The organism is Flavobacterium sp. LS1R10 (assembly GCF_003968825.1).
Classification (GTDB): domain Bacteria; phylum Bacteroidota; class Bacteroidia; order Flavobacteriales; family Flavobacteriaceae; genus Flavobacterium.
Window position 1 is genome coordinate 152,950 of the sequence record NZ_RYDH01000006.1, and the last position, 26,984, is coordinate 179,933.

Consider the following 26,984-nt stretch of genomic DNA (forward strand, 5'->3'; position numbering starts at 1 on the left):
TAGTTATTTTACTGATAATCAAAGAGTAATTATACGTTCATTAAGTAAAAAAATTTGTATTACTATTTTTTTGAAACATTCCTTTTACAGACATCAAAAAGGCTCGATTTAAAATTAAATCGAACCTTTTTGATGTCTGTATATTTTTAAACTAAGGAAGCAGTCGAAGAAATTGCAGCATTCAAAACTTTAGAAATAGGACAATTTTTTTCTGCTTTAGTTACTAATTGTTGAAAAGCATCTTCTGTTATTCCGCTAATTTTTGCTTGAAGCATCAGGTGCGAGGTAACAATGGTTCCATCAACTAAATCAATGTCGCATTTGGTTTCGATACTTTCGATTTCAAACCCTTCTTCACTAATGTAGGCCGAAAGTTGCATCGTAAAACAGCCTGCGTGTGCTGCGGCGATAAGTTCTTCAGGATTAGTCCCCACTCCTTCTTCAAAACGAGATTTGAATGAATATTGGGTATCTTTTAGTGTGGTACTTTGTGTAGTTAGTTTTCCGGCTCCTTCTTTGAGTGAACCATTCCAGACTGCGGTTGCATTTCTTTTCATAATTATAAATTTTCTGTTTTCTCAAATTTAGTTCTTTTTAAAAAAAGAGTATAGTATATCCACTATTTTTAACTAAAATTTAAAATTAAATCAAAAAAAATTAACAAAAACGTGGTTAAAATAAATACTGTTTAATTTTAATAGTATCAGTAAATTCTTTATGTTTGCTTTTTGAAAAAGTATACTTTACTTACAAAAAAAACTAATTGACAACCAATAAAAAAAACTAATTAATCAGCAAATGAAATTAACTACAATTATTTTTTTATTATCGATTGTAATTTTACTAAATAGTTGTGCTTCAGGATACAAACCAATACAACCCGCTTCACTTAATTATATTTCGAACAACACACTTCATGGAGTAACGCTGGAATACAAATATGATTTATTAAATAAGAAATACGCAAAGAAAGAGACTAAAAAAGGGCTTCGACTAGTGGCTGTTAAAGTAAAAAACAACACTGAAAAAGATTTGGTTTTTGGAAAAGATATAAAATTAAATTTTGAAAGCGGAAATGAATTGTATCTATTGGAGAATGAAAAAACATTCAAATCTTTAAAACAAAGCCCAGCCTCCTATTTGTTTTATTTATTACTATCTCCAATTCAATTGTTTACCACAAAAACCAATTCAAACGGAATGACGGAGCAAACCAGCTCGACACCAATAGGACTGATTATTGGACCCGGATTAGCCTTAGGAAATATGATTGTTGCGAGTAATGCCAATAAAAAGTTCAAAACTGAGCTGAACGATTACTCCATTAATGGCAAAATAATAAAAAAAGGAGAAACTGTTTTTGGACTTATTACTTTTCAGTCTGATAATTATGGTGCTATTAAAGTTAGAGTAGAATAAAAATTACCCATATAATAATAATAATAATAATAACCAATTCCATCTGACAATGAAAAAATTATCTCTTCTCGTTTTTGTATTTTTAGCTTTTAGCTGTAGTCCAAAAATCACTTCTAATTTTGAATCTTCAGAAAAACCACTAACAATTGAAGACCCCGTAGCCTTTCTTGATGTTCATCATGCAATTCCTGAAGGTGCCAAAAAAATAGGAAATGCCAGATATCAGGACAGTGGTTTCACAACCGATTGTGATTTTAACTCACACCTGACAAAAGCCCGAAAATTAGCCCGAGAAAAAGGCGCTAATCTTGTAAAAGTAACCGAAAAGAGAACTCCCGATATATGGAGTCTTTGTTATCGCATCAAAGTAGATTTCTATTATTATGACGGAGACGTAACCACAATCCCCCAATATAAATTACAACTTAATTAATTATACACACTCTAATGAAAAAAACAATCCTTATTTCTACATTATCCCTAGCGCTACTAATGAGTAGTTGTGCTACAATTGTTTCCGGCTCTAAACAAAAAGTAAATTTTAGAAGCAACCCTGCTGCTGCCTCTATTTTTATTGATGAAATCGAAGTAGGAAAAACGCCTTTTGAAATCAAACTGGAACGAAAAAAAGAACATCATGTGATGATTAAATTAGAAGGATACCAAACTTTTGAAACTAACTTGACCAAAAAATTCAATGCTTGGTATATTGGAAATATTTTATTTGGTGGCTTGATTGGTATCATTGTAGATCCTATTACTGGAGCAATTTACAACTTAACACCTAAAGAAGTCAATGCTGAAATGAATAAAGGAACTGCTTTCAAAGTAAATAAAAGTGAAGTGTACATCGCTGTCGCTTTAAATATAGATCCAAACTGGAAAAAAGTAGGTCAATTAGAAAAAATAAACTAATACTAAGTATTTACACCAAAAGCTAAGGTGGCAAAAATATGGTATTAGGTGTACTAAAAAGCACCGGTTTTGCCGTTCTATTTTTATCCCTGTCATAAACTAAAAGCTGTAACGCTATTCCAAATCAAGAATAGAATTACAGCTTTTTTTTATATTGCACCTAGTAATCTTGTTGTTTACAGTGCTTAAAATATTTTCTCAGATTTCGTACGCCCTAAGAAGAACAAAAACACATTAGAAAACTATTTTTAGCCCTTTTTTGTATCAAAAACAATTGAAAAAGTAGCCCCTTTATTTGTCCCACTGCTTTGTGCATAAATTACACCGTTGTGTCGTTCTACTATGTTTTTGCACAAATACAATCCAATTCCTGTAGAAGGCTCATTTGAAGTGCCAGACATACTCATTTTAGTGAATTTTTTAAATAATTCGTCACTCTGTTTTTGAACAAAACCTACTCCTGTATCCTTCACTTTTAAATACAGTTTAGTGCCATCAAGATACACATGAACCTCAATTTCACTATTTGGGTAGGAGAATTTTATAGCATTATCAATTACGTTGACTAAAACTCGAATCAACAACTCGTCGTCAATTGATAAAAGTGCTTCCTGAACGTCAATTGATAAAACTAATTTAATATTTTTGACCACTAATACCTGATCTAATTGTTTTGCCACCATAGAAAAAACAGGTGAAAATTGAATTAGGGAGTCCTGAGAATTTCTTTTTATAATTTGATCTTGTTCCTTTAATAATGTGATAAAACTTTCAATATAATGAAATTGTTCACCACTGGATTGAACTATTAACTCCGCTAATTCTTTTATATAATCCGAAGAATCCTCTTCTAAAATAAGCAATGCGGCCGATTTTGAATTTCCTACAAAATTTCTTAGATCATGCGAAAGCAAATAAACTAAATCTTGTTTTTCAGTAATGAAATTTTCGTTATCAGCTATTGATTCTTGAATATTACTCATTAACAACCCTGCTTCATCCGAAAAATTAGTTGGCAAAGAAGGTATTGTTCTGTCTTTTCTATAGGCAATTAATGACCTGGAAGCTACCTCAATTGGTTTAATTAGTTTTTTTAAAAAAAATAAAGTGACCGCTGTTGCTAATAAAGTAATAATCAGCGCAAAAATTAAAATAGAATCGGCTGAAATTGTTTTACTTGCATAAAGCACAAAAAATAACAATCCAATTAATGGAATGTGAATGCCTATAAATGCAACAAACAGGAATTTGAAGGCATAACTATTTTTGAGAAAACCAATCCGAGACAATTTTTCATACAACTGCATAAATTTATTTTTTTAAAATGCAAATGTATTAGTAAAAAATTACAGAACCCAAAAATTACAATTAATTTTTATCTTATTTGTAACACACAATGAATATTCTAAAAATAACTCATCAAACTACTTTCTTCGAGTGTCAATAAGATAAATAATTTTCCAGTGGTTGTCTTTTTTGAAAAGTGTAAACGTATTTACCTCAGTATGACTTAGTGTACCATTAACATAAAACTCATACGTTGTCCAGACATGCTCCATGGCTCCGTTTATTTGAATGGAATACCTGAGAATTTTTTCTTGAAATTTTAAGCTATAGATTTATAAAATGCCCCCTGGTTTTTCATGAGAAAGCAAAGTGCCTTTTTCATTCTCAGCAATGGATTGCAATATCTTTGTATCATCACAAAGTAAATGCAATTGAGGTGAATCTCTGGCATGGAAGGCTTGAAAAAAAGTGTCAATTACGCTTTGAACTTCTTGATATTGAGCCTTCTAATATACTGAGGAGAGCAATAAAGTCAGTACTAGAATTTTTCGTATGATTACTTTTTTGATTAATTTGTATCCGATATAATATAAGTGCTACATTTTCAACCTAAAATTATACATTTTAGTACCTTTACACTCTCAAAAAAGGAAATATGTCTGTCGCAAAAAAAGATTATAAAAGAATTACAACAAAGTCATTGATTGAAATGAAGGCTAATGGAGAAAAAATTTCGATGCTCACCGCATACGATTACACCATGGCAAAAATCGTTGATACGGCAGGAGTTGATGTAATATTAGTGGGAGACTCCGCTTCAAATGTTATGGCTGGTCATGAAACTACATTACCTATTACGCTGGATCAAATGATTTATCACGCCTCCTCTGTGGTAAGAGCCATTGAAAGAGCTTTGGTAGTGGTGGATTTACCCTTTGGAAGTTACCAATCCGATCCTAAAGAAGCCTTGCGCTCTGCCATCCGAATCATGAAAGAAAGCGGTGGTCATGCCGTAAAACTAGAAGGTGGTAAAGAAATTAAAGACTCTATCAAGAAAATATTAAACGCCGGAATTCCAGTTATGGGACATCTAGGTTTAACACCACAATCCATTTATAAATTTGGAACCTACACCGTTCGTGCCAAAGAAGAGGAAGAAGCACATAAGTTAATCGAAGATGCTAAATTACTAGAAATACTAGGCTGTTTTGCCTTAGTTTTAGAAAAAATTCCAGCTCATCTAGCCGAAAAAGTAGCCCAAAGCATCTCGATTCCAGTTATTGGTATTGGTGCTGGGGGTGGTGTTGACGGACAAGTATTAGTAATTCATGATCTGTTAGGAATGAACAACGAATTCAGTCCTCGTTTCTTAAGAAGGTATATGAATTTATATGACGGAATGACAACGGCCATTGGCCAATATGTTGCAGATGTAAAATCAAGTGATTTCCCTAATGCAAATGAACAATATTAAATTTGACTTCTTAGATGAGTAGCCTTTAAGAGAATTTGATTATTGTCGAATACTCTAAGAGTATTGGAAATCCAACAATCTAAAAATCCAAATGAAAATAATTTCTACTAAAAACAACCTTCAAATCCTTCACGAAGACAATCATCTTATTGTAATTAACAAACGTGTAGGAGATATTGTTCAAGGGGACAAAACGGGTGATAAACCCTTATCAGATGTGGTTAAAGAATACATCAAAGACAAATACAACAAACCCGGGGAGGTTTTCCTGGGTGTTGTACATCGCTTAGATCGGCCAACAACCGGAATAGTTGTATTTGCCCGAACCAGTAAAGCTCTGACTCGAATGAATGAATTATTCAGTACCCGTGAAACTCAAAAAACATATTGGGCCATTGTCAAAAACAAACCTGCCAAGCCCACTGATACACTCGTTCATTATTTAAAAAGAAACGAAAAAAACAATAGTTCAAAAGCGCACGAAAAAGAAGTCCCTGAAAGCAAATTAGCCAGTTTAGAGTATACAATTATCAAAGAACTAAACAACTACTATGCGCTTGAGATCAATCTTCATACTGGAAGACACCATCAAATAAGGGCTCAACTTTCAGCGATTGGATTACCTATAAAAGGGGATTTAAAATATGGTTTTGACCGAAGCAATCCGGACGGAGGAATCCATTTGCATGCTAGAAAATTAATGTTCATCCATCCTGTTACAAAGGAAAATATAAAAATAATTGCTCCTGCTCCAAATGATGTGATCTGGAATGCCATTTAATACTAAAAAAACAGTATTTTACTTTCAACCTTTCAATAACTCAATAATAAATATTCACAAAAACAAATTGTATGAAAAAACTACCTATTATTTTTTGTTTCATTTCGTTCTTAAACATGACCGCTCAAGACCATTTTTCAGGAATCAATATGTCTACTAGAGTCGGAATACTTAATGCCGGTATGAATCCTGCGGAACTGTCTAATTTAAGTTCAAAATATGAAATAAATATTTTTTCGGCCAGCGTAAATGCTTCTAATAATAAAATAGGATTTAGTGATATTGTTAATGGTGAAAACTTAGAAAATTTGTTATTTACAGGAAATACCCCTGTAAATATGCGCGTAGATGCTGAAATATACGGCCCAGGTTTTGCTATGAAAATGGATAAATGGGCTTTTGGTTTTACTACAAAAGCTGCTGCAAAATTAAATTTAATTGATATTGACCCACAACTTGGTGCGGCGATCAATACCGGAAATCTTATTGGTTCTTCATCAATAAGCAATGATTACAACCAACGTTTAAATGGAACAAGCTGGGGAGAAATAGGAATTTCAGCAGCCAGAAACGTATTTGAAAATGAAAACCATAAATTTAATGCGGGTGCTACCTTGAAATTATTATTTCCAGGCTCGTACACCAACTTAGGCCTGGATCAATTTCAGGGAACCATTAATACTATTGGTGCCGAAGCGTATTTAAATAATACTCAAGCGTCAATGAATATTGCGTATTCCGGGAACTTCAATGATGGTTTTACTGATTTTAATAATTACTCTGAATCCGTTTTTGGAAAACTAAACGGAGTTGCAGCTGATTTTGGTGTAAATTACCAATGGAAAGACCAAGACGGTTACAAAATAAATGCGGGTATCGCAGTGCGAAATATTGGTACGATGACCTTCAAGGATGATGCAAATTCCTCTACTAATTATGCATTAAACATACAGTCTACTTTTTCTAACCCAAATGGTTTGGCATTAAGCCAATTTCAAAACACTACTACTTTAAAGGAAGTAGAAACCATTTTAGTAAACGACGGATACTTAACTAAAACCACATCCAGCAAAAACTTCAAAGTAACCTTACCTACTGTTTTCTCCGCCTATGCAGATATAAAAGTAATACCTAAATTTTTTGTTGCGCTTTACACACAACAAAAATTAAAGGATGACACCAGCGATAATCAGGTGACAACACAAAATGTGGTTTCTATTACACCTCGATTTTCTTTGAAAAATTATGAAATTTATTCCTCTTGGTCAGATAACGAAATTTCCGGAATTACTGGTGGTGTCGGGTTAAGAGTGTATGGCTTTTATATGGGATCCAGTTCTATAGTGACTGCTTTGGCCAGCGACAGTAAACAAGCTGATTTTTATGTAGGCTACCGACTTGGGTTAAAATAATAAATCTGTACCTTTAAAATCATAATATGAAAAATGAAAATAGTGTAGACTACCGAAAAGAATCTTTAAAAAAACTATTGCATACCATCATAAAACAGGAACAAGCAATTATTAAAGCGCTCTACGATGATTTTAAAAAACCAGCCTTTGAAGCCGTTTTAACAGAAACAAATTATGTCATAAGTGATTTAAAAGAAACCATTAAAAACATTGATTCTTGGGCTAAACCCAAAAAAGTTCTCGCTTCTTTTTTGAATTTTCCATCGTCAGATTACATATATAGTGAGCCTTACGGAAATGTATTGATCCTTTCGCCTTGGAATTATCCGTTTCAATTGGCCTTATGCCCTCTGATTGCTGCTGTTGCTGCCGGAAATAAAGTAACCCTAAAACCCTCTGAACTTACCCCAAATACGTCTACTATAATAGCGAAAATTATAAATGAAACTTTCCCTGTAAAAGATGTCGTCGTCATTACCGGAGACGCGACTGTTGCTCAGGAATTATTAAAAAAACGTTGGGATTATATTTTTTTTACAGGAAGTGTTGCCGTTGGCAGAATTGTAGCAAAAGCTGCAGCCGAAAACCTAACTCCAGTTACGCTGGAATTAGGCGGGAAAAGTCCTTGTATTGTTGATGAAACTGCCAATTTAGAATTGAGTGCCCGCCGCATTGTCTGGGGAAAAATTATAAATGCCGGACAAACATGTGTTGCCCCTGATTACATAGTGGTGCACCATAAAATGAAAGCTACTTTCATAACTTTACTAATTCTGGAAATTGAAAAGGCACTAGGTCCAAATCCGGAAGAATCCCCTGATTACGCCAGAATTATCAATTTGAAAAACTGGCAACGCCAATTGCATCTATTGGAAAACCAAAAAATACTTTTTGGAGGTCAATACAATAAAGACACTTTATTCCTTGCTCCTACGCTATTGGACGAGCCAAAAATGGACAGTCCGGTGATGACCGAAGAAATTTTCGGCCCCATACTTCCTATACTCTCATACCATTCAGAGGCAGATATTGAAAAAATAATTTTAAGTTTCGAAAAACCATTATCGTTGTATTTATTCTCTCAAAACAAATCTTTTATTGCAGAAGTTTTACAAAAATATTCTTTTGGCGGTGGCTGTATCAATGATACCGTAATCCATTTAGCGAATAATCGCTTGCCTTTTGGCGGTGTTGGTACTTCAGGAATGGGAGCCTATCACGGAAAACGGAGTTTTGATACTTTTTCGCATAAAAAAGCCATTGTAAAAAGGGGGACATGGCTGGATTTACCCCTTCGGTATGCGCCTTACAAAGACAAATTAAAGACCTTTCAAAAAATATTAAAATGGATGTAACCCATGAAAAAACCGTCAGTGCATCCATAAAATACCGACGCTCAGTTCGGGTTTTTATAAATGAAACTATTGTGCGAAAAAAGTAAAAAAGTGTATTTACTTAGCCACAATATGGCAACAAGCTGGAAGCAGAATATTCAAAAAGAGAACAATTTGCTTTTCATTATTATCAAAAAATCGTTCCGTTGTTTTAATTTGATATCACAGGAATTATTGGAATAATCAAATTTATTGCATTTCAATTCATTGGGTTATTCAAACCCATATATGGACAGGTAAGACAAAGTGACATGCACATTGTAGCCCATAAAAGTGCCAGACTTACGGCACAAAATTTCATGATCAACATGACTGCTATAAACTATGATACGTGCCAAATGGAAGGTTTTGATTCGCTACGAATAAAAATATTACATTTACCAGCATCATCCGAAATTAATATGCTACTGGGTAGCGGAAAAGGAGTGTACGGAAAACGATTCAGAGTTCCTTTTGAATACGTTTATTTTGAAAAATAACAGAATAATTAACCCACTAAAACGACCAACAAATGTTGAAAACTACACAAAACCGAATACACGAAATAGAAAAAAATGGATATCCTTTAGATTTTGGAATCGTTTTTAACCATGCTTTTGAAAATTATAAAAAAATTGCGATTTATGCCGGTTTAATTATTTTTGTGTTTTTTATACTGCTGATTGTTTTTGTATCAGTAATACTTGTTGCCTTTTTTGATTCTGCCATGATACTGGAAAAAATGAAACCGGAAAATTTACAACCGGAAAATTTAAGTTTAAACTTTATTTTAATTGTATCCGGGGTTTCTGTTTTACTATCGAGTTTATTTAGTCCTATTAGCGCCGGTTTAATCAAAATGGCGTATTGTGCTGAAAGAGATGAAGAATTTCATGTATCAACCATGTTTGAATACTATAAAATATCGTATTTCAAAGAACTCTTCATTGCTACTTTACTAATTTCAATTTTTAGCACCTTACTATCATCATTGATTGACTATGCACAAATACCCTTCATCGGATTTATTATCACAGTAACTATAACATTATTCACGATACTGACCATTCCACTTATTATTTTTGGAAACTTAAATGCTATTGAAGCTTTAAAATCAAGCATACTAATCGTGGTAAAACAACCGCTTATTTTGCTGGGTTTATTGGTAGTAGGTGCCATTTCTACATTAGTGGGACTCATTGGGTGTTGCATTGGTATAGTATTTACAGTACCCTTTATGTATTCTTTATACTATGCGATTTATAGTGAAATTATTGGTTTTGAAACTACACTAGAACCGGAACAAATGTTCTAATAAAACCGCTTTTTACTAAAAGCCAGAACATAATTACAAGCTGATTTTGGCTTTTTGTAAAAAATAATCTTATATTTATTTTTTACAAAAAGCCAAATCTAGTCTTTAAACCTAACAAACAGTTTCTATGGTGTTATACTGTAGCTTATTATTTACCATTGACTCAGAGTCAATTTTATTCAGCGTTTATAATTTTTTTGCAATCAATAATTTTTTGTGGATTGTAATTCCTGTTTTATTTGTTTTTCTAGTCTGTAAAATTTTTAAAATAAAAATACTATTAAGCAATTCCTTTATTAAATACTATAATGAAGAGGATAGTAAAAACATAGAAAACCAGCGCTATCTTTTATATTTGGGCATACTAATTCCGGTACTTGAAACCCTATTTGAAATTTTCAAAATAAGACCTGTAAGCTTACTGATTTCAAATCTTGGTATAGGCACTTTTTTACTGATTCTCTATTTTATCAGCAAAAAATCAGCTGTTGTGTTTCAAAACCTGGGAAAAATATTTATGATAGTGTATGTAATCTGTTTTAGTTACATATCAATAAATTTGATTTTCACACCCTCTGACAGCATACCTATAGCCGCTTTTGTACTAGCTTTATTCTTTTCGTATACCATCATCAAACCCACCAAACTATATTGGATTTTCCTTATGTGCGTATTTATCTTTTTATTTATACTGTATTTTTTTGAAATAATACCCTTACGATCAATCATTATTTTATCAAATTTTTCATTAATGATCCTAATTATAAACTACATACGGTACACCTCTTTATTAAAAATTACTGATAAACTACGTTTTACTAATGAAATTGTAAATAAAGGCAACTCTCTCATTCTTGCTACCAATAAAAAAGGAGAAATTGTATTTTGCAGTGAAAATGTAAAGACTATTTTAGGTTATTCAGTAAATGAAGTTATGGGATTGGGCTACTGGAAAGTTACTGAGGACAAAGAATTTTATGGTGAAGAGTATCATATTAATTTTAAGGATGATCAGTTGTTTACCAGCAAAGTAAAATGTAAAAATGGAGCATACAAACACATTCAATGGAATGATAAAAAATTCTCAGATGATTTGATCATTGGGATAGGACAGGATGTAACAAATGAAATTAAAATACAAAACCAATATAAAAATTTAATTGAAAATGCTATTGATCTAATTTTTGAAGTCGATAATGAAGGAGATTTTATATTTGTCAATGATTATACTATTAAATCTTTGGGATACAAAATAGATGAAATCATAAATCGAAATTATTCAGAATTTATACGAGAAGATTACCTTATCAGTATCAAAGATCTCTACCAGAATTTATTAATAAATGAAAATTATTTTTCTACCATTGAATTTCCATTGATAAAAAAGGATGGGCAAGAATTGTGGGTTTCCCAGAAAGTGATTATCCGGAGAAATGAATTTGGAGAAGTGGTAGCTTATTCTAGTATTGCCAGAGATATCACTAAGTTTAAAGACATAGAAAACGATATTAAAATACGTCAGGAAAAAGTAGAGGAATACAATGAAGCTGTAAAAAAACTATCAACAACCAACTTTAGTAATTACAAAAACCTGGATGTTAGTGTGATGAAAATAATTGAATTAGCTGCTAAAGTATCAAAGTGCAATCGGGTAAGTTATTGGAAATATACCGAAGATACAATTACCTGTGAAAATTTATATGACTTGGACCATAATTCTTATTCTAAGGGCTCCGTTTTAGAAAAGAAAAATTATCCTATTTATTTTGAGTCCATCAAAAACAAAACACAAATCAGTGCTCCTGATGTTTTTAATAAATATGAAATATCAGAATTTATAAATGACTATTTTTTAAAAAACGATATCAAATCACAACTTGCCATTCCCATTTTCATAAATGGAGATTTATCTGGAACCATTAGCTTTGAAACAGTAAAAACACAACGATACTGGGACAACGAGGACATTATTTTTGCCCGAACCATCTCGGATATTATATCGTTGACTATGATTTCTCACAGTCGGTATGAAACAGAGAAGAAATTAGAATACAAGAGTGAACTTTTATCTGCTATGGCACTTTGTACAGAGAAATTTTTGAACAGCAATGACATCAACGATATTTTCTCAGATGTACTCATTATTATGGGTAAAACTACAAAATCCCATAGAGCGTATTACTACGAAAATGATAGTAATACAGGTTTTATTAGCCAAAAATACAGATGGATAATTAACAATCATAAAATAACGGAAAACAATATTAAACTTCAAAATCTACCACATGTGTTTTTTGAAGAATTGTTGATCCCGCTTTTAAACAACAAAGTTTACGATGCAATAATTTCAAAAATTGAGAATCCTTCCTTAAGGAATAAATTAGAAAATCTTGATGTTGTATCAATAATCCTTTTTCCAATTTTTATCAAAAATAGGTTTCATGGCTTTTTGGGATTTGATGATACTCAAAATGAGAGATGTTGGTCCGAAGATGAGGTCAATATTTTACAAACATTAGCTAGGAATATAGCCTCATCAATAGAACGTATTACGAACGAGACCGCGATATATGAAAGTGAAGAGAAATTTAGATTATTAGCCAATAATATTCCAGGAACCGTTTATTTATCAAATTATGATGAAAACAACACAAAGATCTACATTAATGATGAGATTGAAAAGCTTACCGGATATCCAAAAAATGATTTTCTAACGAACCATTTATCCTTTATTGATTTAATTCATCCCGAAGACAAATTAAAAACCATTGCTACTCAAAAAAATGCAATAGATACTAAAATTCCGATTCATATTGTTTACCGGATTATACACAAGAACAAAACGGTTGTATGGGTGGAAGAATTTGGTGATACCATATACAAAGATGGGAAAATTGCATTCTTGGAAGGTATTTTTATTGATATTACAGCAAGGAAACAAACAGAAACCATAGTCAAAGAAAAAGAACTAGCAGAAGCTGCCAATAAAGCAAAATCAGAATTTTTGGCCAATATGAGTCATGAAATAAGAACACCGTTAAATGGGATTATTGGATTCACAGATTTGTTAATGAAAACACAACTTGGCTCAACCCAAGAAAAATACATCAATACAGTAAAACAATCCGCATATTCCTTGCTGGATATCGTAAATGACATTCTTGATTTTTCAAAGATTGAAGCCGGAAAACTAGATTTACACATTGAAAAATATAACGTAAAAGATGTTCTGGGTCAGATTATTGATTTAATATTATACGAATCCAACCAAAAAAATCTAAGTTTAAAACTAAATATATCGTCTGAAATTCCTGAATATTTTTGGATAGACATTGTCCGATTAAGACAAATTTTAATTAATTTATTGTCAAATGCTGTAAAATTCACAGAAAAGGGTTCCATTAAATTAAATGTTTCTGTGATTGAAAAAATTGATGCGTCGCATGTTAAGATTCGATTTGCAGTGATCGATACAGGAATTGGAATATTAGAAAAAAACAAATATAAAATTTTTCAGGCTTTTTCACAAGAAGACAGTTCTACGACAAGAAAATATGGAGGAACAGGATTAGGCCTGACAATTTCAAACCAATTACTTGGTATAATGAACAGTACCCTGCAACTGGAAAGCACCATCGAACTGGGAAGTACTTTTTATTTTGATTTAGATTTAAAAACCAGCAACGAAACTCCAAAAAATAGTACTGATCCTGAAATAGATCTAGATAAAAAAATACCCATTACAACCGTCAAAAATGCTAAAAAAATAAGCCTTATGATTGTAGAGGATAACAAAGTAAACATGTTACTGCTTAAAACCATTATCAAAAATTTATTTGTAAATCCAATAATTTTCGAAATAGTCAACGGCAAAGAAGCTATCGAAAAATTTGAAATACTCCGGCCTGATCTTATTTTTATGGACATTCAAATGCCCGAAATGAATGGTTACGAAGCAACAAAAATAATAAGAAGCTTGAGTTCGGGTAAAAACCTGCCTATTATTGCAATAACTGCGGGCACCGAAAAAGAAGAGAAAGAAAAATGTCTCGCTGCAGGAATGAATGATTATATTTCAAAACCTATAGTCAAAGGAGTCATTGAGGAAACAATTGCTAAATGGATACTGTAGCCAACTATTTTTTTTTTAATTTATGTACATTTTATTTAAGTACATGACAAAAAGCTAAACAGATTGTTTTCTAAAGACTTAAATCCTGTCAAAAGAAATTTTGACAAGTAATCTAATCCGATAGCGGATTTGCAAACTGATTTTTATGCGGGCGTATGAACACATTACAATCAAAAAATGAATGATTTACAGGAGGAAGGTGATATTGATGAAGCTTTAAGTGCAGCACATGCAGTTGGTGATGATGCGATTCAAGCTAAAATTCAAGGACACATTGTTCCGGAATCCTTTACACACGGAAGTTCCGCACAACGGAAAGTCTGGTTTATGAAAGGGTATCAATCTGGAGATATTACTCAAGGCGATACTTTTGTAGGAATTAATTAAAAAAGTGTTTAGTCTAATATGAATACTGAACTTTACATTATTTTCCTTTTTTAACTTAGATAATTGGTACCACCAAAGCTTTAGTATAGGAACGGATTAAAAATAACGTACTCGCTTTAAGTAAACAAAGTTAAACAATAAAACCATAACAGGGAAATTAGCAGTACCTTTGCGCCAAATTAAAGGAGTAAACTAAATAATAGTGTTTGCTTCATAAACACCATTTATGTCATTTAACTCATTAGGCTTATCGGATGCTTTACTTAAAGCCATCAGCAAAAAAGGATACACAACCCCTTCTCCAATACAACAAAAAGCAATTCCACCCATTTTAGAAGGCAAAGATGTATTAGCATCCGCACAAACGGGAACAGGAAAAACGGCTGGTTTTACACTGCCTATTTTACAATTATTATCGCAAGGGCAACAGTTGCGACAAAGGCCCATTCGTGCTTTAATATTAACGCCAACCAGAGAATTAGCCGCACAAATATTAGCCAATATAAAAGAATACAGTGCGTTTTTAGACTTAAGCAGTACCGTTATTTTTGGAGGTGTAAACCAAAATCCACAAGTAACACAACTGCGTCAGGGTGTCGATATTTTAGTCGCCACACCAGGTCGGTTAATCGATTTGCAAAACCAAGGATTAATATCGCTTGCCAAAGTTGAAATCTTAGTTTTAGATGAAGCGGATCGCATGCTAGATATGGGTTTTGTGCGAGACATTGAGCGCATTATAAAAGTATTACCTGCAAAAAGGCAAAATTTGATGTTTTCGGCAACCTTTTCAACAGATATAAAGAAATTGGCCATGGGCATTTTGCATCATCCCGTTCATGTGGAAGCAACCCCAGAAAATACAACCGTGGATGCTATTACTCAAATAGTGTATCCTGTTGCCAAAGAGAAAAAAACAGAACTCATCATTAAATTGATTACAGAGGGAAACTGGAAACAAATTTTGGTTTTCACCCGTACGAAACAAGGCGCTAATAAGCTGACGGAAAGCATGATTAGTGCCGGAATTAAAGCAGCTGCTATTCACGGAAATAAAGGCCAGGGCGCACGTACCAAAGCCTTGGCGGGCTTCAAAGACGGAAGCCTGACCGCGTTGGTCGCTACAGATATTGCGGCCAGAGGTCTGGATATACCATTATTACCACATGTGGTCAATTTTGAATTACCCAACATTCCAGAAGATTACGTTCACCGCATAGGCCGTACAGGAAGAGCTGGAGCTAATGGAGAAGCTATTTCATTATTCAGTCCGGACGAAACAGTCTTTCTACGTGATATAGAAAAATTAGTGGGTTTGAAATTACCTAAAGAAAACATCAAAGGTTTCGAGCCAGATCCTAACGCTTCCAAAGAACCTATCAAACAAGGACAAGGAAGACAACAACGCGATTCAACTCCGCGAAAACCAAAAACAGAGACCACAAACCGCACCAGCAATAACAGTTTTGGTCCAAGACGCCCGAGTCAAAATAATGATCGACGTTAAACTAAATAATAGTTTAAGAAAATACATTTTTTTTAGGAGCAGAACGAGTTCGTTTTTTAAGAACGTATTTCCCGCTATACATTAAAATCCTTATTAGGGCTGAACACCAGCCCTAACAAGGATTTTCATTTCTATCGGGGCTATTTAGATCGTTTTTATTTTTATCATAGCATTTTGTATTCAACTCTTTGAAAAACAAAATCGAGCTCGTTTCCCGCTGCCCGCTACGCAAAGTCTCCGACTTTGAGTATGTGTTTTTCAGTCTCCGACTGATCTTAAAACCCCGATAGGCGGATTTGCAATGGGGCTATTCAAACCGCTTAATCGGGGCTCAAAACTACTCTTGTTGGTTTCAACTATATCCAAAAGCACAGCTATCATTGACCATCAGCAGATTGTTTTTCTTATAAGACAATAACTATTTATAAAAATTCTGCAAAATCAGAAAATGTTTAAAGAACTTTTATTAAAAGAATGGCTGAATGATATTTATTTCTATTAATAGTTAATTTTATATTAGCATTCAAAACACAATACTTGATCCAATTAATTTAAAATTTTAAATGTAAAAAAGGAGCTCTGCTATACAAACAGAACTCCTTTTTAACTTTAAAACTAAATTTTTATTTAATACCCATCATTTTGAGTTAAGTTTTTATTTACATCTATTTCTCTTCTCGGAATAGGTAAAATTAAATTATTGGCATCGTAAGGAAGAGATCCAATATTTTGTTTTAATCGTTTTGCATCAAATAAAGCAAATCCTTCAAAAGATAATTCTCTTTTTCTTTCCATTAAAATAGTAGCCAAATCAATAGTGATAAATAGAGCTGCACCCGAACGTTGGCGTAGTATATTAACATCATTAACAGGAGAAAGCCCTGTAACCGTTCCTAGTCTAAAATTAGACTCAGCCCTTGTTAAATACATTTCAGCTAGACGTAGCATTGGTATATTCGCAAATTGGCTTTTCCATTTTGTTGTACACCACCATTTTGCTTTGTAAAAGAAATCGGCTCTCTTATCATTCGGATCATCATAAATATCCCAATGCTGTGATAAAATTTCCACATCTGGATTTCCCACGCGACCTCCAAAAGCAGAACCGGCCCAAAACACATTAAAATCATTAGAGCTAGCATCCTGACTCGTTATTTGCCAAGCAAATAAATCTTCATTTGAATTTTCTAAATTATTAAATGCTTGTGCAAAAGTAGTCGTTAAAGTCGCGGAACTTTCATTAATAACGATATCAGCCATATTTCGGGCATTGGCATAGTCTCCTTTTTGCAAATAAACTCTAGCAAGAAGTGCCGCTGCACTGTATTTTGTTGCAAAAATATCATTCGATGCTGGTAACAAAGTGTAAGCATCTTTTAAATCCGCAATAACCTGAGTGTATACTTCTTCTAAAGTGTTCCTTTTAGGAAATTCAATCTGACTAGGATCCAGCACCCCTCTAAGAACAATAGGAACTCCAAGCTGACTATTTACGGATCCCGAAACATAGGGTTTCGCAAATAATCGTGCCAAATCAAAATATACCAGACCTCTAAGGAATTTTGCTTCTCCTTCGGTAACATCTTTATCAGCCACGTCGGTGATTACAGCTAAATTATCAAGTACGATATTAACGTGATTACTAATTCCATATCCGTTTAGCCAAATACTTGCAACAAAACTATTGTCCGTTAAAATAGCTTTCTCATTATATTCTCCTGGTTGAATATAAGTTCCGTTCCAATAAAGATCACCATCATTGGCCAGTAATTCTGAAGCTAGTGCGATTCCACCGCCATAACTAGAACTGGACCTCGCAACACCGTAAGCATTGATTAAAATCTTATGTATGTTCTCTGGAGTTGAAATGGCTACCTCTTTTGAAATGGCTTGTTCCGGCTTAATATCCAAGTTATCATCACAACCCACAAAGAAGATAGTAAGTAATGACATTAAAATTATTATGTAGTTATACTTTTTCATAAATGTTTTATTTATAGATCAATATTTAATCCAATAGTAATTGTTTTAGCAGGAGGAGCGGAATAAAATGCAATTCCTTTTTGAATATTAGAATCGCCATTATTATCAAAAGAGGCTTCTGGATCATATCCACTATAATTAGTAAAGGTTAGCAGATTGACTCCTGTTAAGTAAAGTCGCACCCTGTCGACAGACAATTTTTGAATGAGTGTTTTAGGAAGCGTATATCCTAAAGATAAATTTCTTAATCGAACAAAATCAGTTTTTTCTAAATAACGTGTTGAGGCTTGTTGCCCGTTTGTAGAATACATTCTGGCTTGAGGTACCATAGTAATATCCCCCGGATTTTGCCATCTATTTAACTGATCCGTTGTTTGATTGTCTTCATATCGGGCATTCCCTGATTGGAATTTCCCACCTTCATTATACATAGAAGATCCCCATTCGCCTTGAAAAGTAAAAGAAAAATCAAAATTTCTAAAAGATACCGTATTGGTCATTCCTGTCATAAACGTAGGATATGGACTTCCTGAAATTACTCTTTGTGCTTCACTATAATTATTAGTTGTTGATTTATCTAAACTACCATCTGGATTTGCCGTATTTCGATAAAATAAAGCATCTCCATTTGCGGGGTCAACCCCAGCATATTCCACTATATAAAAAGAGGAAATGGTTTCACCTACCCTAACAATATTATGTCCAGCTACAATATCTCCACCAGGCAAAGCAGTCACTTTATTATCTAAAGTCGAAAGGTTTAAAGACGTTTTCCAATTAAAATTAGTTGTTTTGATATTGGTAGTATTCAATACAAATTCAAACCCTTTATTAGTCAAAGATCCTACATTACGAGTTAAAGAACTCCAGCCTGAAGTTCCCGGAAGTGGTTCATTTAATAAAAGATCATTTGTTTTTTTAACGTAATAATCAATTTCACCGCTTACTCTGCTATTCAATATTCCAAAATCAATTCCCACATCAAATTGATTTGTCTTTTCCCATTTTAAATCTTGATTTACCAATTGAACTGGATTAATTGCTGATCGTTGATTATAGGAGGATCCTTCAAAAAGACCTAAACTAGCAAAGTTGCCAATACCTGCATTTCCCGTTACTCCAAAACTTCCTCTAACTTTTAATAAGTTGATGACACCACTGTCTTTCAAAAAATCTTCTTCAGAAATAATCCAACCTGCAGAAGCAGCAGGAAATACTCCGTATCGGTTTGATACTCCAAATCGCGAAGAACCGTCATAACGTATGCTTCCTTTTAAGAGGTATTTATCCATAAATGAAAAAGTAGCTCTACCAAAATAGGAAAGAAAATTATACTTTGTTCTACTTGAAGATCCAGCTATTATTTCAGAAGCACTTTCTATAGTTTGCAGCGCATCTGACGGAAATCCTGTTCCCGCAACATATTGCCTGCTTCGAGAACTTTCTTCAAAGCTCATTCCTCCAACAAACTCTACGTCATAATCCTCATTAAATGTTTTAGCATAAGTAAAATAATTATTAATACTGTACTTATCTGACTGAACTGCATTGGCATCTGCATAACCATTAGTAGAAACAGATTCCGTCAGACTTCCTGAAAAATATTCTTCCGTTTGATTGTTATTATCATAGCCTAACTCTGTTTTAAAAGTCAATTCAGGCAAAATTTTATATTCCAAATAACTATTCATTAAAGTTCTAAAAATATTTACTCCCCAACTTCCATTGAATTCTTGCATTAAAAAATTATAATAGATGGTAGATTGATTGTTAGGTGTCACCCCATCGTCTAAATAAGCGGGAGATAAAGGGGATTGTGCCACCGCTTGCAATGGAGTTGCAAAAGAATTATCTGCTCCAATTCTTGCAATATTTGTTTTACTTAAACTCGTATTAAGTCCCACTCTTAATCTATCGGAAACTTTATGATCTAAATTCCCTCTAAAAGAATAACGCTCCATACTGTTCCCTCTAATAATTCCTTGCGTGTTATTATAACCACCTGAAATAAAGAATACCGTTTTTTCATCACCTCCTGATATAGAAAAGGTATGGTCTTGAACTGATCCTTTTACCAAGGCTAAATCTTGCCAATCCGTATCAACTTCATTAATTCTCCAATTTTTACCATTCCCCTGTTGATCAAAAACACCTCCAGGTTCCGTTAACCATAAATCCGCAGCTCCATAACTATTTGCAGAAGCTTCGGTAAAAAGCTCCGTATATTGTGCTGTATTTAACCAGCTCATTTTATTGGTTGCTTCGCTCCAACCTGCAGAGGTGTTCAAAGAGATTTTCGTTTTCCCAGATTTCCCTTGTTTAGTTGTAATCAAAACAACTCCATTCGTTCCTCGAGCTCCGTAAATGGCGGCAGATGAAGCATCTTTTAATATTTGAATAGATTCAATATCATTAGGATTTAATGAAATTAAAGGATTAATAGGGGCGCTTCCCGTACTTTCATTATCATTTATCAATGGCAACCCATCGATTACGTATAAAGGCTCTTGAGACGAAGAAATACTAGAAATTCCTCTTATTCTCATTTTCACACCACCTTCTACTTTACCATTTATTTGAGTAATTTGGACACCCGCAGCTTTACCAACAAGTGCATTTTGCAAATTTGCTACTGGAATTTGATTAATTTGATCAGAAGAAATAGAAGCGATGTTATCCGTTAATTTACGCTTGGATTGTTTTCCAAAACCAATTACTAGAACTTCTTTTAGCTCAGCCGAATCTTCTTTTAAAATTAAATTTAGGGTACTTATCCCTGCTACACTTAATTCCTGAGTTTTTAATCCAATGTAACTAAAGATTAAAACGGCATTAGAGCCAACATTTTTAATCGTAAAATTTCCATCCATATCTGTAAGTACGCCATTGGTTGTTCCTTTAACTAAAATAGTGGCTCCTGGAAGGGGACCATTAGAATCCGACACTCTACCAGAAACCTCTTGTGAATAGGTCATAGTAGTACAAAACATCGTTAGAAACACCATCAAGCCTTTGAGTAGACTATTTTTCATAAATAATAAATAAGTTAGTTAATACCTGTTGTTATTTGTTATAATTTTAACAAATATACACAAATAAGTTAAGAAAATATTAATTGATAGCTGATAATAATCAAAAGAGAAGGAATTAAATTTAAAATAGGAAATCATTTACCATGCGTTAAAGAGTATCGCTTTGAATGAAAAAATTTAAGCAATAAAGCCTAAAACATTAAAAATCATAACTTTAGAATACAAAACAAGGAGGTGATAATTTGTTTTTATAAGGTATAAAAATCTTAAAAAATTATACTCATTTTTAAAAAAAATGAATATAATATAGGTTAGCACGTGTTAAAATAATAAAATATGAAATTAAAATTTGGTATTCATACAAAAAAAAGAAAATATCGTTTACATTTTTTAACAAAAAACAAAGTACTATTAAATAGTAAATTTCCGTTTTTCCGTGAGAATTCAGAACAAGAGAATAATCAGTCATAATGTAAATCCCTTTCTTTTTGAATCGATTGCAAAACTGACTGTATTCTCTAATTTATTTTTAATTTTATGCTCTACAAAACCATAACTCTTATACTCTTTTGGAACATAAACCAGAATTAAATGTTTTTTAAAGCGAATAATCTCTGTTGTTTGTTTTAAAACGGAAATATTTATTGCCTAAACCAAAAGATATCGGATGCCTTACATCCAATACATTTTCTATGACTATGCCGATGAAAGTGGACATTCTATAACATCTCCACGAATTGAGGCTGAAATGGTTGTGTTTTTTGCTTTTTTACAAACTGCAAAACGCTATTTTAATTTCACATCGAATCCTGTTTTTTTGATTACTTTTATCATTTTCTCATTCGAAAAGAATCAATGCAGGCTTTTAAACTTGGAGGAATAGAATCCAATAATTACAAAAAAAAATAAAATATAGAAAAAATAATGTTCACTTTCTTTAAACATCAGTTTTTCTACTTGAAAGCTAGTCTTGTATTAAATTTAAAAGTCTTGTATTAAAAAATAAATTGTATTTTGGATCAATTCGATAGTTAATCCCATAGAAATTAATTGTAATTTTTTAACTAAAAAGATGAAAAATGTTGTAATAAACTCGATACTGATTATGAAAAAACTGTTATTTCTTCTACTGTTTCTTGTTCCCATTATCATTTTTTCACAAGAATCCAAAAAAATTGCTCATATTGATTCAGTACTGAATTATTTGCATCAACGACAACTTTTTAACGGCAGCCTATTGATTGGAAAAGAAGGAAAAATCCTTTATAAAAAAACATTTGGCAATGCAGACCCAAAAAATGACACTCCCTTAAATAATTCTTCAGCATTCAACCTTGCTTCTGTCTCCAAGCAGTTCTTTTCGATGATGATTATGATATTAAAAGAACAAGATAAATTAAATTATGACGAATCTGTACAAAAATATTTACCAAACTTTCCATACAACAACATCAGCATTCGTCAACTGATGAATCATACTTCGGGACTTCCCGATTATTTCGAAATAGCGAAAGGCGACATGACATTGCTCGATACACTCAGCAATAAATCGCTGTTGGAATTACTAGCCCTCAAAAAACCAAATCTTGTTTTTCAGCCAGGAGAAAAATGGCAGTACTGCAATACTAATTATACAACGCTTGCCTCTGTATTGGAAAAAGTTTCTGGTACCACATCAGACAAATTCTTTCAGCAATATATAGCGGTTCCTCTTCAAATGAACAACAGTTATATCTATAATTTGAAGATGAAAACCTATCCGCCATCACGTGTTTTTGGCATGCGTTATGAAGGAGGAAAGCCTGTGTCTAATGACCTGATTCGGTTTGATGGCGTTGTTGGCGATGGTAATGTGTATGCTTCGGCAGAAGATCTATATAAATGGGATCAGGCACTCTACACCGAAAAACTTTTGAAGAAATCAAGCTTTGCAGAAGCAATTACAGCCGGAAAACTGAATAATGGTGCCGAAACTAAATATGGTTTTGGCTGGAGCATAATAGAACCCGGAAAAACGGTGGCACACACCGGTAATTGGGTTGGTTTCAATACTGCCATCATTCGATACATCGATAAAAATCAAACGCTAATTGTACTTGATAATTCTTCCAATTCTTTTGCAAATAACTTGATTCGGGATATTTGGGAAGAAAAAACTATACGACTTCCCGTTACACAACTTATCACCAATGTAAAAGTAATTGATGGAACGGGTCTTCCGGCTTATGCCGCTAATGTTCGCCTTGTGGATGATCGCATACAAGACATCGGATCACTAAAGGTTTTCAAGAATGAAAGTACTACCGACGGAAAAGGAAAAGTACTGGCTCCTGGTTTTATTGACAGCCATAGTCATCATGCCTCAGGACTTGATGAAAAACCTGAAGGAATCGCAGCAACAAACCAAGGTATTACAACTATTGTAATAGGGCAAGATGGAGAATCAGTACCCATCGACACAATACTTTCATCGATAAAAAAAATCCCCGTAAGTATAAATATCGCTACATACACCGGACAGGCTTGGTTACGCGAAAAAATAATGAAGGATGATGTAGGTAGAAAAGCTACTACTCTTGAAATTGATGCTATGAAAATTTTGCTAGCATCTGAGATGGATAAAGGTTCGCTTGGACTTAGCACTGGACTTGAATACGAGGCAGCTTATTACAGTAGTCGCGATGAAGTAGTTGAACTTGCCAAAGTAGCTGCCTCCAAAGGCGGGCGTTACATTAGCCACATTCGTAGCGAAGATATGCATCTCGATGAAGCTATTGATGAAATTATTGATATTGGAAGAGAGGCAAAAATTCCTGTTCAAATCTCTCATTTAAAAATTGCCATGCGTAGTAGATGGGGCAATTCTGGTCTTATTCTTAAAAAATTACAACAGGCACGACTCGAAGGTATCAATATCACAGCCGATGTATATCCTTATACCATGTGGAATTCTACGCCGAGGGTTTTATTTCCAGAGAAAGATTTTGACAATCTCGCCAGTGCTGAATTTGCAACACAAGAATTGTTTGATCCTGCTAATTCAGTAATGGTCCGTTACGCACCAAGTCCTACTTGGCAAGGAAAAACGGTGACCGAAATTGCTGCAATAAATAATGAAACTGCTGCGCAGGCGCTCTTGCGCATCATTCGCGAGACATCAGCAATCGGTCAGGATGGAACTATTGTGGCAAAATCAATGAGTGAAACTGACATCAGCAATTTCCTCAAGTGGCCTTTTAGCAACGTCTGTTCTGATGGGTCGATGGGTGGACATCCTCGTGGACATGGTTCTTTCTCCCGAGTGCTGGGTCGCTATGTCCGTGAGCAAAAACTGATACCACTAGAAACGGCCATACAAAAGATGACTAGCTTATCTGCAGAAAACGTAGGCATAAAAAATCGCGGACTCATTGCCACAGGTTACTTTGCCGATTTAGTCTTGTTTGATCCTAATACTATAATGGATAATGCCACAGTAAGCAATCCTACGGCTCTTTCCACAGGAATACAGAGCGTATGGGTAAATAGAAAACTAGTTTATAACGAGCAAAAATCAGTTCCGAATTTTACGGGTAAGTTTATTAAAATGGAAAAAAATTAAATACAAAAAAGCAATCAAAATAATTATAAAACACCTAAAACCATGAACAAATCTATTTCAATTTCTAAATTTCATTTTATAATTTTTCTATTATTGGCCTTTTGTTCCATTCAAGCTCAAACTCCAAAAGGAACCTTATTTATCATTGGCGGTGGAAACAGATCAGATAAACTGATGACCTGTTTATTGTCCCTTTCTAAATTAGAAGCAAAAGATTATATCGTCGTATTACCCATGTCCAGCGAAGAGCCAGACAGTGCCTACATTTACTTCAATGATCAGCTAAAAAGGCTAACGCCAAATCCCATAGTGATGCTCAATTTTGATAAAAAAACCGCAACTAATCCAAAATGGATTGACTCTCTTCAAAAGGCAAAACTCATTTTTATAAGTGGAGGCGACCAAACCCGATTCATGGATATCGTCAAAAACACTCCCATTAAAACAGCCATTCATCAAGCCTACAAAAACGGAAGTACCGTTGCCGGAACAAGTGCTGGAGCAGCGGTAATGTGCGAACACATGATCACCGGAAATCAAAAATTAAATCCGGTATATACTGGAACTTTTGACAACATACGCCACAATAATCTCGAAACAACAGAGGGTTTAGGCTTAATGAAAAACGTGATTATTGATCAGCATTTTCTAAAAAGAAGTCGATACAACCGTTTATTATCTGCTATGGTAGAATTCCCTTCTCACGTCGGAATAGGAATTGATGAAGCCACAGCTATCATTGTTCAAAATAAAACTATAGAAATTACAGGAGAAAGCGAAGTTATCGTAATCAAAAATCCAAAAGGGATTCAAAAGTCAGGTACAAATAATCTTATATCCATAGAAAGTCTGGAAATGAGTATTTACAATAATGGTCAAAAATTTAAAATATAAAATTATTATCCAATTATAAAAACGGTCTGAAATTTATCTTACTTACGCTTATGTAAACTCTCCGGTATTTATCAGAATTCCAACTACTAAGAACACAACACCACAAACCGCACCAGCAATAACAGTTTTGGTCCAAGACGCCCGAGTCAAAATAATGATCGACGTTAAACTAAATAATAGTTTAAGAAAATACATTTTTTTTAGGAGCAGAACGAGTTCGTTTTTTAAGAACGTATTTCCCGTTATACATTAAAATCCTTATTAGGGCTGAACACCAGCCCTAATAAGGATTTTCATTTCTATCGGGGCTATTTAGAGCGTTTTTATTTTTATCATAGCATTTTGTATTCAACTCTTTGAAAAACAAAGTCGAGCTCGTTTCCCGCTGCCCGCTACGCAAAGTCTCCGACTTTGAGTATGTGTTTTTCAGTCTCCGACTGATCTTAAATTCAAAGATTCAAAAAACAAAATCGGTTAAAAACCGAAAGTCACTTCCTCAAAATCCGAGATTTTGTGGAACGTTGTGATAAACATCTGAAATTAAAAATTGTTGATCAAAAACCCCAACTCTGCTCCACTTTACACTGAAAACTGTTGTTTCCAAATACAACAATAATTTAAAGCTTTATTTTACAAATAAGTATTCTATTCATATGTAGATAATATTTGTTTTTTATAGGAATATGGTATCGCCAGATCTTCATTGGTGTTTGCGACAGCTTCTGTCATGGCGATTTCATACGTATTCAAATCTAGCTTAAGAATAGTACCTACTCTGCTAAACTCTTCATTAATCTTTGCATTCAAGATTAGTTGTTCATTTGTTATTGGATGATTAAAAATTAACTGATGTGCATGAAGCATCATTCCTTTCAGTTCAAAATTCTCCAACCATAATTTATTTTGCTTGTTACAACCATGTGGCCGACTTCCTAAAATGGGATGAAAAATATGTTTGAAATGTTTTCGTAATTGATGCATACGTCCAGTTTCAGGAATCGCTTCTACCAAACAATATCGTGACGTTGGTTGATTGTTAAATTCTAACTCAATTTCGGTAGTTTGCAATCGATGAAAGTAGGTTATTGCATTTTGTATAACACCATCATTATTTGTTAAATCATAATCAATCGTTAGTTCTTCGGGTGACCAACCACGTAAAATTGCTAAATACTTTTTTTCGACTTCGCGCGTGGCAAAACGATCATTCATAATTTTTAAAACCTTTTTATCCAACGCAAATAACAAGACACCAGATGTTTTGCGATCTAACCGATGAATAGGATAAACGTGTCGCCCTCCTATTTGATTTCTCAATTCTTGAATAGCAAAAACTTTTGCATCACGCGCATAGAATGATTTGTGGACCAACAAGCCACTTGGTTTATTAATTGCTATAATATATTCGTCTTGGTAAAGAATTTCTAACATTTGGCAAAAATAAAAGAGATTTCTATCGAAATCTCTTTTTT

At 33.5% G+C, this 26,984-nt stretch carries 19 protein-coding genes and 1 pseudogene; 15 read left to right on the forward strand and 5 right to left on the reverse strand.

The genetic code is table 11. From position 1 onward, the window contains the following. Positions 1-146: 146 nt before the first annotated feature. Entirely contained in the window at positions 147-557 is a 411-nt protein-coding gene (locus EKL96_RS11680; RefSeq protein ID WP_126462508.1) for an OsmC family protein, read from the reverse strand. Between the two features lie 241 nt (positions 558-798). Between EKL96_RS11680 and EKL96_RS11685 the strand changes: the two genes are divergently transcribed. Genes EKL96_RS11685 through EKL96_RS11695 form a run of 3 tightly spaced genes read left to right on the forward strand, consistent with a single transcriptional unit; the run spans position 799 to position 2,334 of the window. Next, positions 799-1,419 (forward strand): hypothetical protein, encoded by a 621-nt coding sequence (locus EKL96_RS11685; protein ID WP_126462510.1) that lies wholly within the window; start codon positions 799-801, stop codon positions 1,417-1,419. A 49-nt stretch (positions 1,420-1,468) separates the two neighbouring features. Further along, positions 1,469-1,852, forward strand: coding sequence for a hypothetical protein (locus EKL96_RS11690; RefSeq protein WP_126462513.1), 384 nt, complete (start codon positions 1,469-1,471; stop codon positions 1,850-1,852). Between the two features lie 14 nt (positions 1,853-1,866). Then, entirely contained in the window at positions 1,867-2,334 is a 468-nt protein-coding gene (locus EKL96_RS11695; protein ID WP_126462516.1) for a PEGA domain-containing protein, read from the forward strand. 248 nt (positions 2,335-2,582) lie between these two features. On the opposite strand, the gene EKL96_RS11700 is transcribed toward EKL96_RS11695, so the two are convergent. Continuing rightward, entirely contained in the window at positions 2,583-3,641 is a 1,059-nt protein-coding gene (locus tag EKL96_RS11700; protein WP_126462519.1) for a sensor histidine kinase, read from the reverse strand. Between the two features lie 635 nt (positions 3,642-4,276). Here EKL96_RS11700 and panB point away from each other — a divergent pair. The 9 genes and pseudogenes from panB (at position 4,277) to EKL96_RS11750 (ending at position 16,002) form a co-directional block, all read left to right on the forward strand. Beyond that, positions 4,277-5,095 carry a 3-methyl-2-oxobutanoate hydroxymethyltransferase gene (gene panB, locus EKL96_RS11710; protein ID WP_126462522.1) on the forward strand — a complete coding sequence of 273 codons (819 nt, stop codon included), beginning with the start codon at positions 4,277-4,279 and terminating at the stop codon, positions 5,093-5,095. 91 nt (positions 5,096-5,186) lie between these two features. Further along, positions 5,187-5,876, forward strand: coding sequence for an RluA family pseudouridine synthase (locus EKL96_RS11715; RefSeq protein WP_197037243.1), 690 nt, complete (start codon positions 5,187-5,189; stop codon positions 5,874-5,876). Positions 5,877-5,947: 71 nt separating this feature from the next. Continuing rightward, positions 5,948-7,288 carry a hypothetical protein gene (locus tag EKL96_RS11720; RefSeq protein WP_233579303.1) on the forward strand — a complete coding sequence of 447 codons (1,341 nt, stop codon included), beginning with the start codon at positions 5,948-5,950 and terminating at the stop codon, positions 7,286-7,288. Positions 7,289-7,314: 26 nt separating this feature from the next. After that, positions 7,315-8,643 (forward strand): aldehyde dehydrogenase, encoded by a 1,329-nt coding sequence (locus EKL96_RS11725; protein ID WP_126462528.1) that lies wholly within the window; start codon positions 7,315-7,317, stop codon positions 8,641-8,643. Positions 8,644-8,906: 263 nt separating this feature from the next. Beyond that, on the forward strand, positions 8,907-9,161 hold the full coding sequence (locus tag EKL96_RS14485) for a nitroreductase family protein (RefSeq protein WP_255416381.1): 255 nt from the start codon (positions 8,907-8,909) through the stop codon (positions 9,159-9,161). Between the two features lie 32 nt (positions 9,162-9,193). Beyond that, positions 9,194-9,976, forward strand: coding sequence for a hypothetical protein (locus EKL96_RS11735; protein ID WP_233579304.1), 783 nt, complete (start codon positions 9,194-9,196; stop codon positions 9,974-9,976). Positions 9,977-10,727: 751 nt separating this feature from the next. Then, a complete protein-coding gene (locus tag EKL96_RS11740) occupies positions 10,728-14,108 on the forward strand; it encodes a PAS domain S-box protein (protein ID WP_233579305.1) in 3,381 nt (1,126 codons plus the stop codon). Between the two features lie 126 nt (positions 14,109-14,234). After that, positions 14,235-14,495 (forward strand): annotated as a pseudogene (locus EKL96_RS11745) (neutral zinc metallopeptidase); the annotation flags it as partial. A 226-nt stretch (positions 14,496-14,721) separates the two neighbouring features. Then, positions 14,722-16,002 carry a DEAD/DEAH box helicase gene (locus EKL96_RS11750; RefSeq protein WP_126462534.1) on the forward strand — a complete coding sequence of 427 codons (1,281 nt, stop codon included), beginning with the start codon at positions 14,722-14,724 and terminating at the stop codon, positions 16,000-16,002. A gap of 627 nt (positions 16,003-16,629) precedes the next feature. Here EKL96_RS11750 and EKL96_RS11755 read toward each other — a convergent pair. Together EKL96_RS11755 and EKL96_RS11760 are read right to left on the reverse strand one after the other, a co-directional pair. Further along, complete coding sequence (locus EKL96_RS11755; protein WP_126462537.1) at positions 16,630-17,985, reverse strand: RagB/SusD family nutrient uptake outer membrane protein; 1,356 nt, start codon at positions 17,983-17,985, stop codon at positions 16,630-16,632. A gap of 11 nt (positions 17,986-17,996) precedes the next feature. Beyond that, positions 17,997-21,017 (reverse strand): SusC/RagA family TonB-linked outer membrane protein, encoded by a 3,021-nt coding sequence (locus tag EKL96_RS11760; RefSeq protein ID WP_126462541.1) that lies wholly within the window; start codon positions 21,015-21,017, stop codon positions 17,997-17,999. Positions 21,018-21,684: 667 nt separating this feature from the next. On the opposite strand from EKL96_RS11760, the gene EKL96_RS11765 reads away from it, so the two are divergent. The 3 genes from EKL96_RS11765 to EKL96_RS11775 all read left to right on the forward strand — a co-directional run bounded on the left by EKL96_RS11765 (position 21,685) and on the right by EKL96_RS11775 (position 25,512). Continuing rightward, on the forward strand, positions 21,685-21,900 hold the full coding sequence (locus EKL96_RS11765; protein WP_126462544.1) for a hypothetical protein: 216 nt from the start codon (positions 21,685-21,687) through the stop codon (positions 21,898-21,900). 189 nt (positions 21,901-22,089) lie between these two features. Next, the gene (locus EKL96_RS11770; RefSeq protein ID WP_199739621.1) at positions 22,090-24,618 is read left to right on the forward strand and encodes a serine hydrolase; all 2,529 of its coding nucleotides are present in this window, start codon (positions 22,090-22,092) and stop codon (positions 24,616-24,618) included. Positions 24,619-24,660: 42 nt separating this feature from the next. Beyond that, entirely contained in the window at positions 24,661-25,512 is an 852-nt protein-coding gene (locus tag EKL96_RS11775; RefSeq protein ID WP_126462550.1) for a cyanophycinase, read from the forward strand. Positions 25,513-26,157: 645 nt separating this feature from the next. On the opposite strand, the gene EKL96_RS11780 is transcribed toward EKL96_RS11775, so the two are convergent. Beyond that, positions 26,158-26,943, reverse strand: a complete 786-nt coding sequence (locus EKL96_RS11780) for a pseudouridine synthase (RefSeq protein WP_126462553.1) — start codon at positions 26,941-26,943, stop codon at positions 26,158-26,160. Positions 26,944-26,984 lie beyond the last annotated feature (41 nt).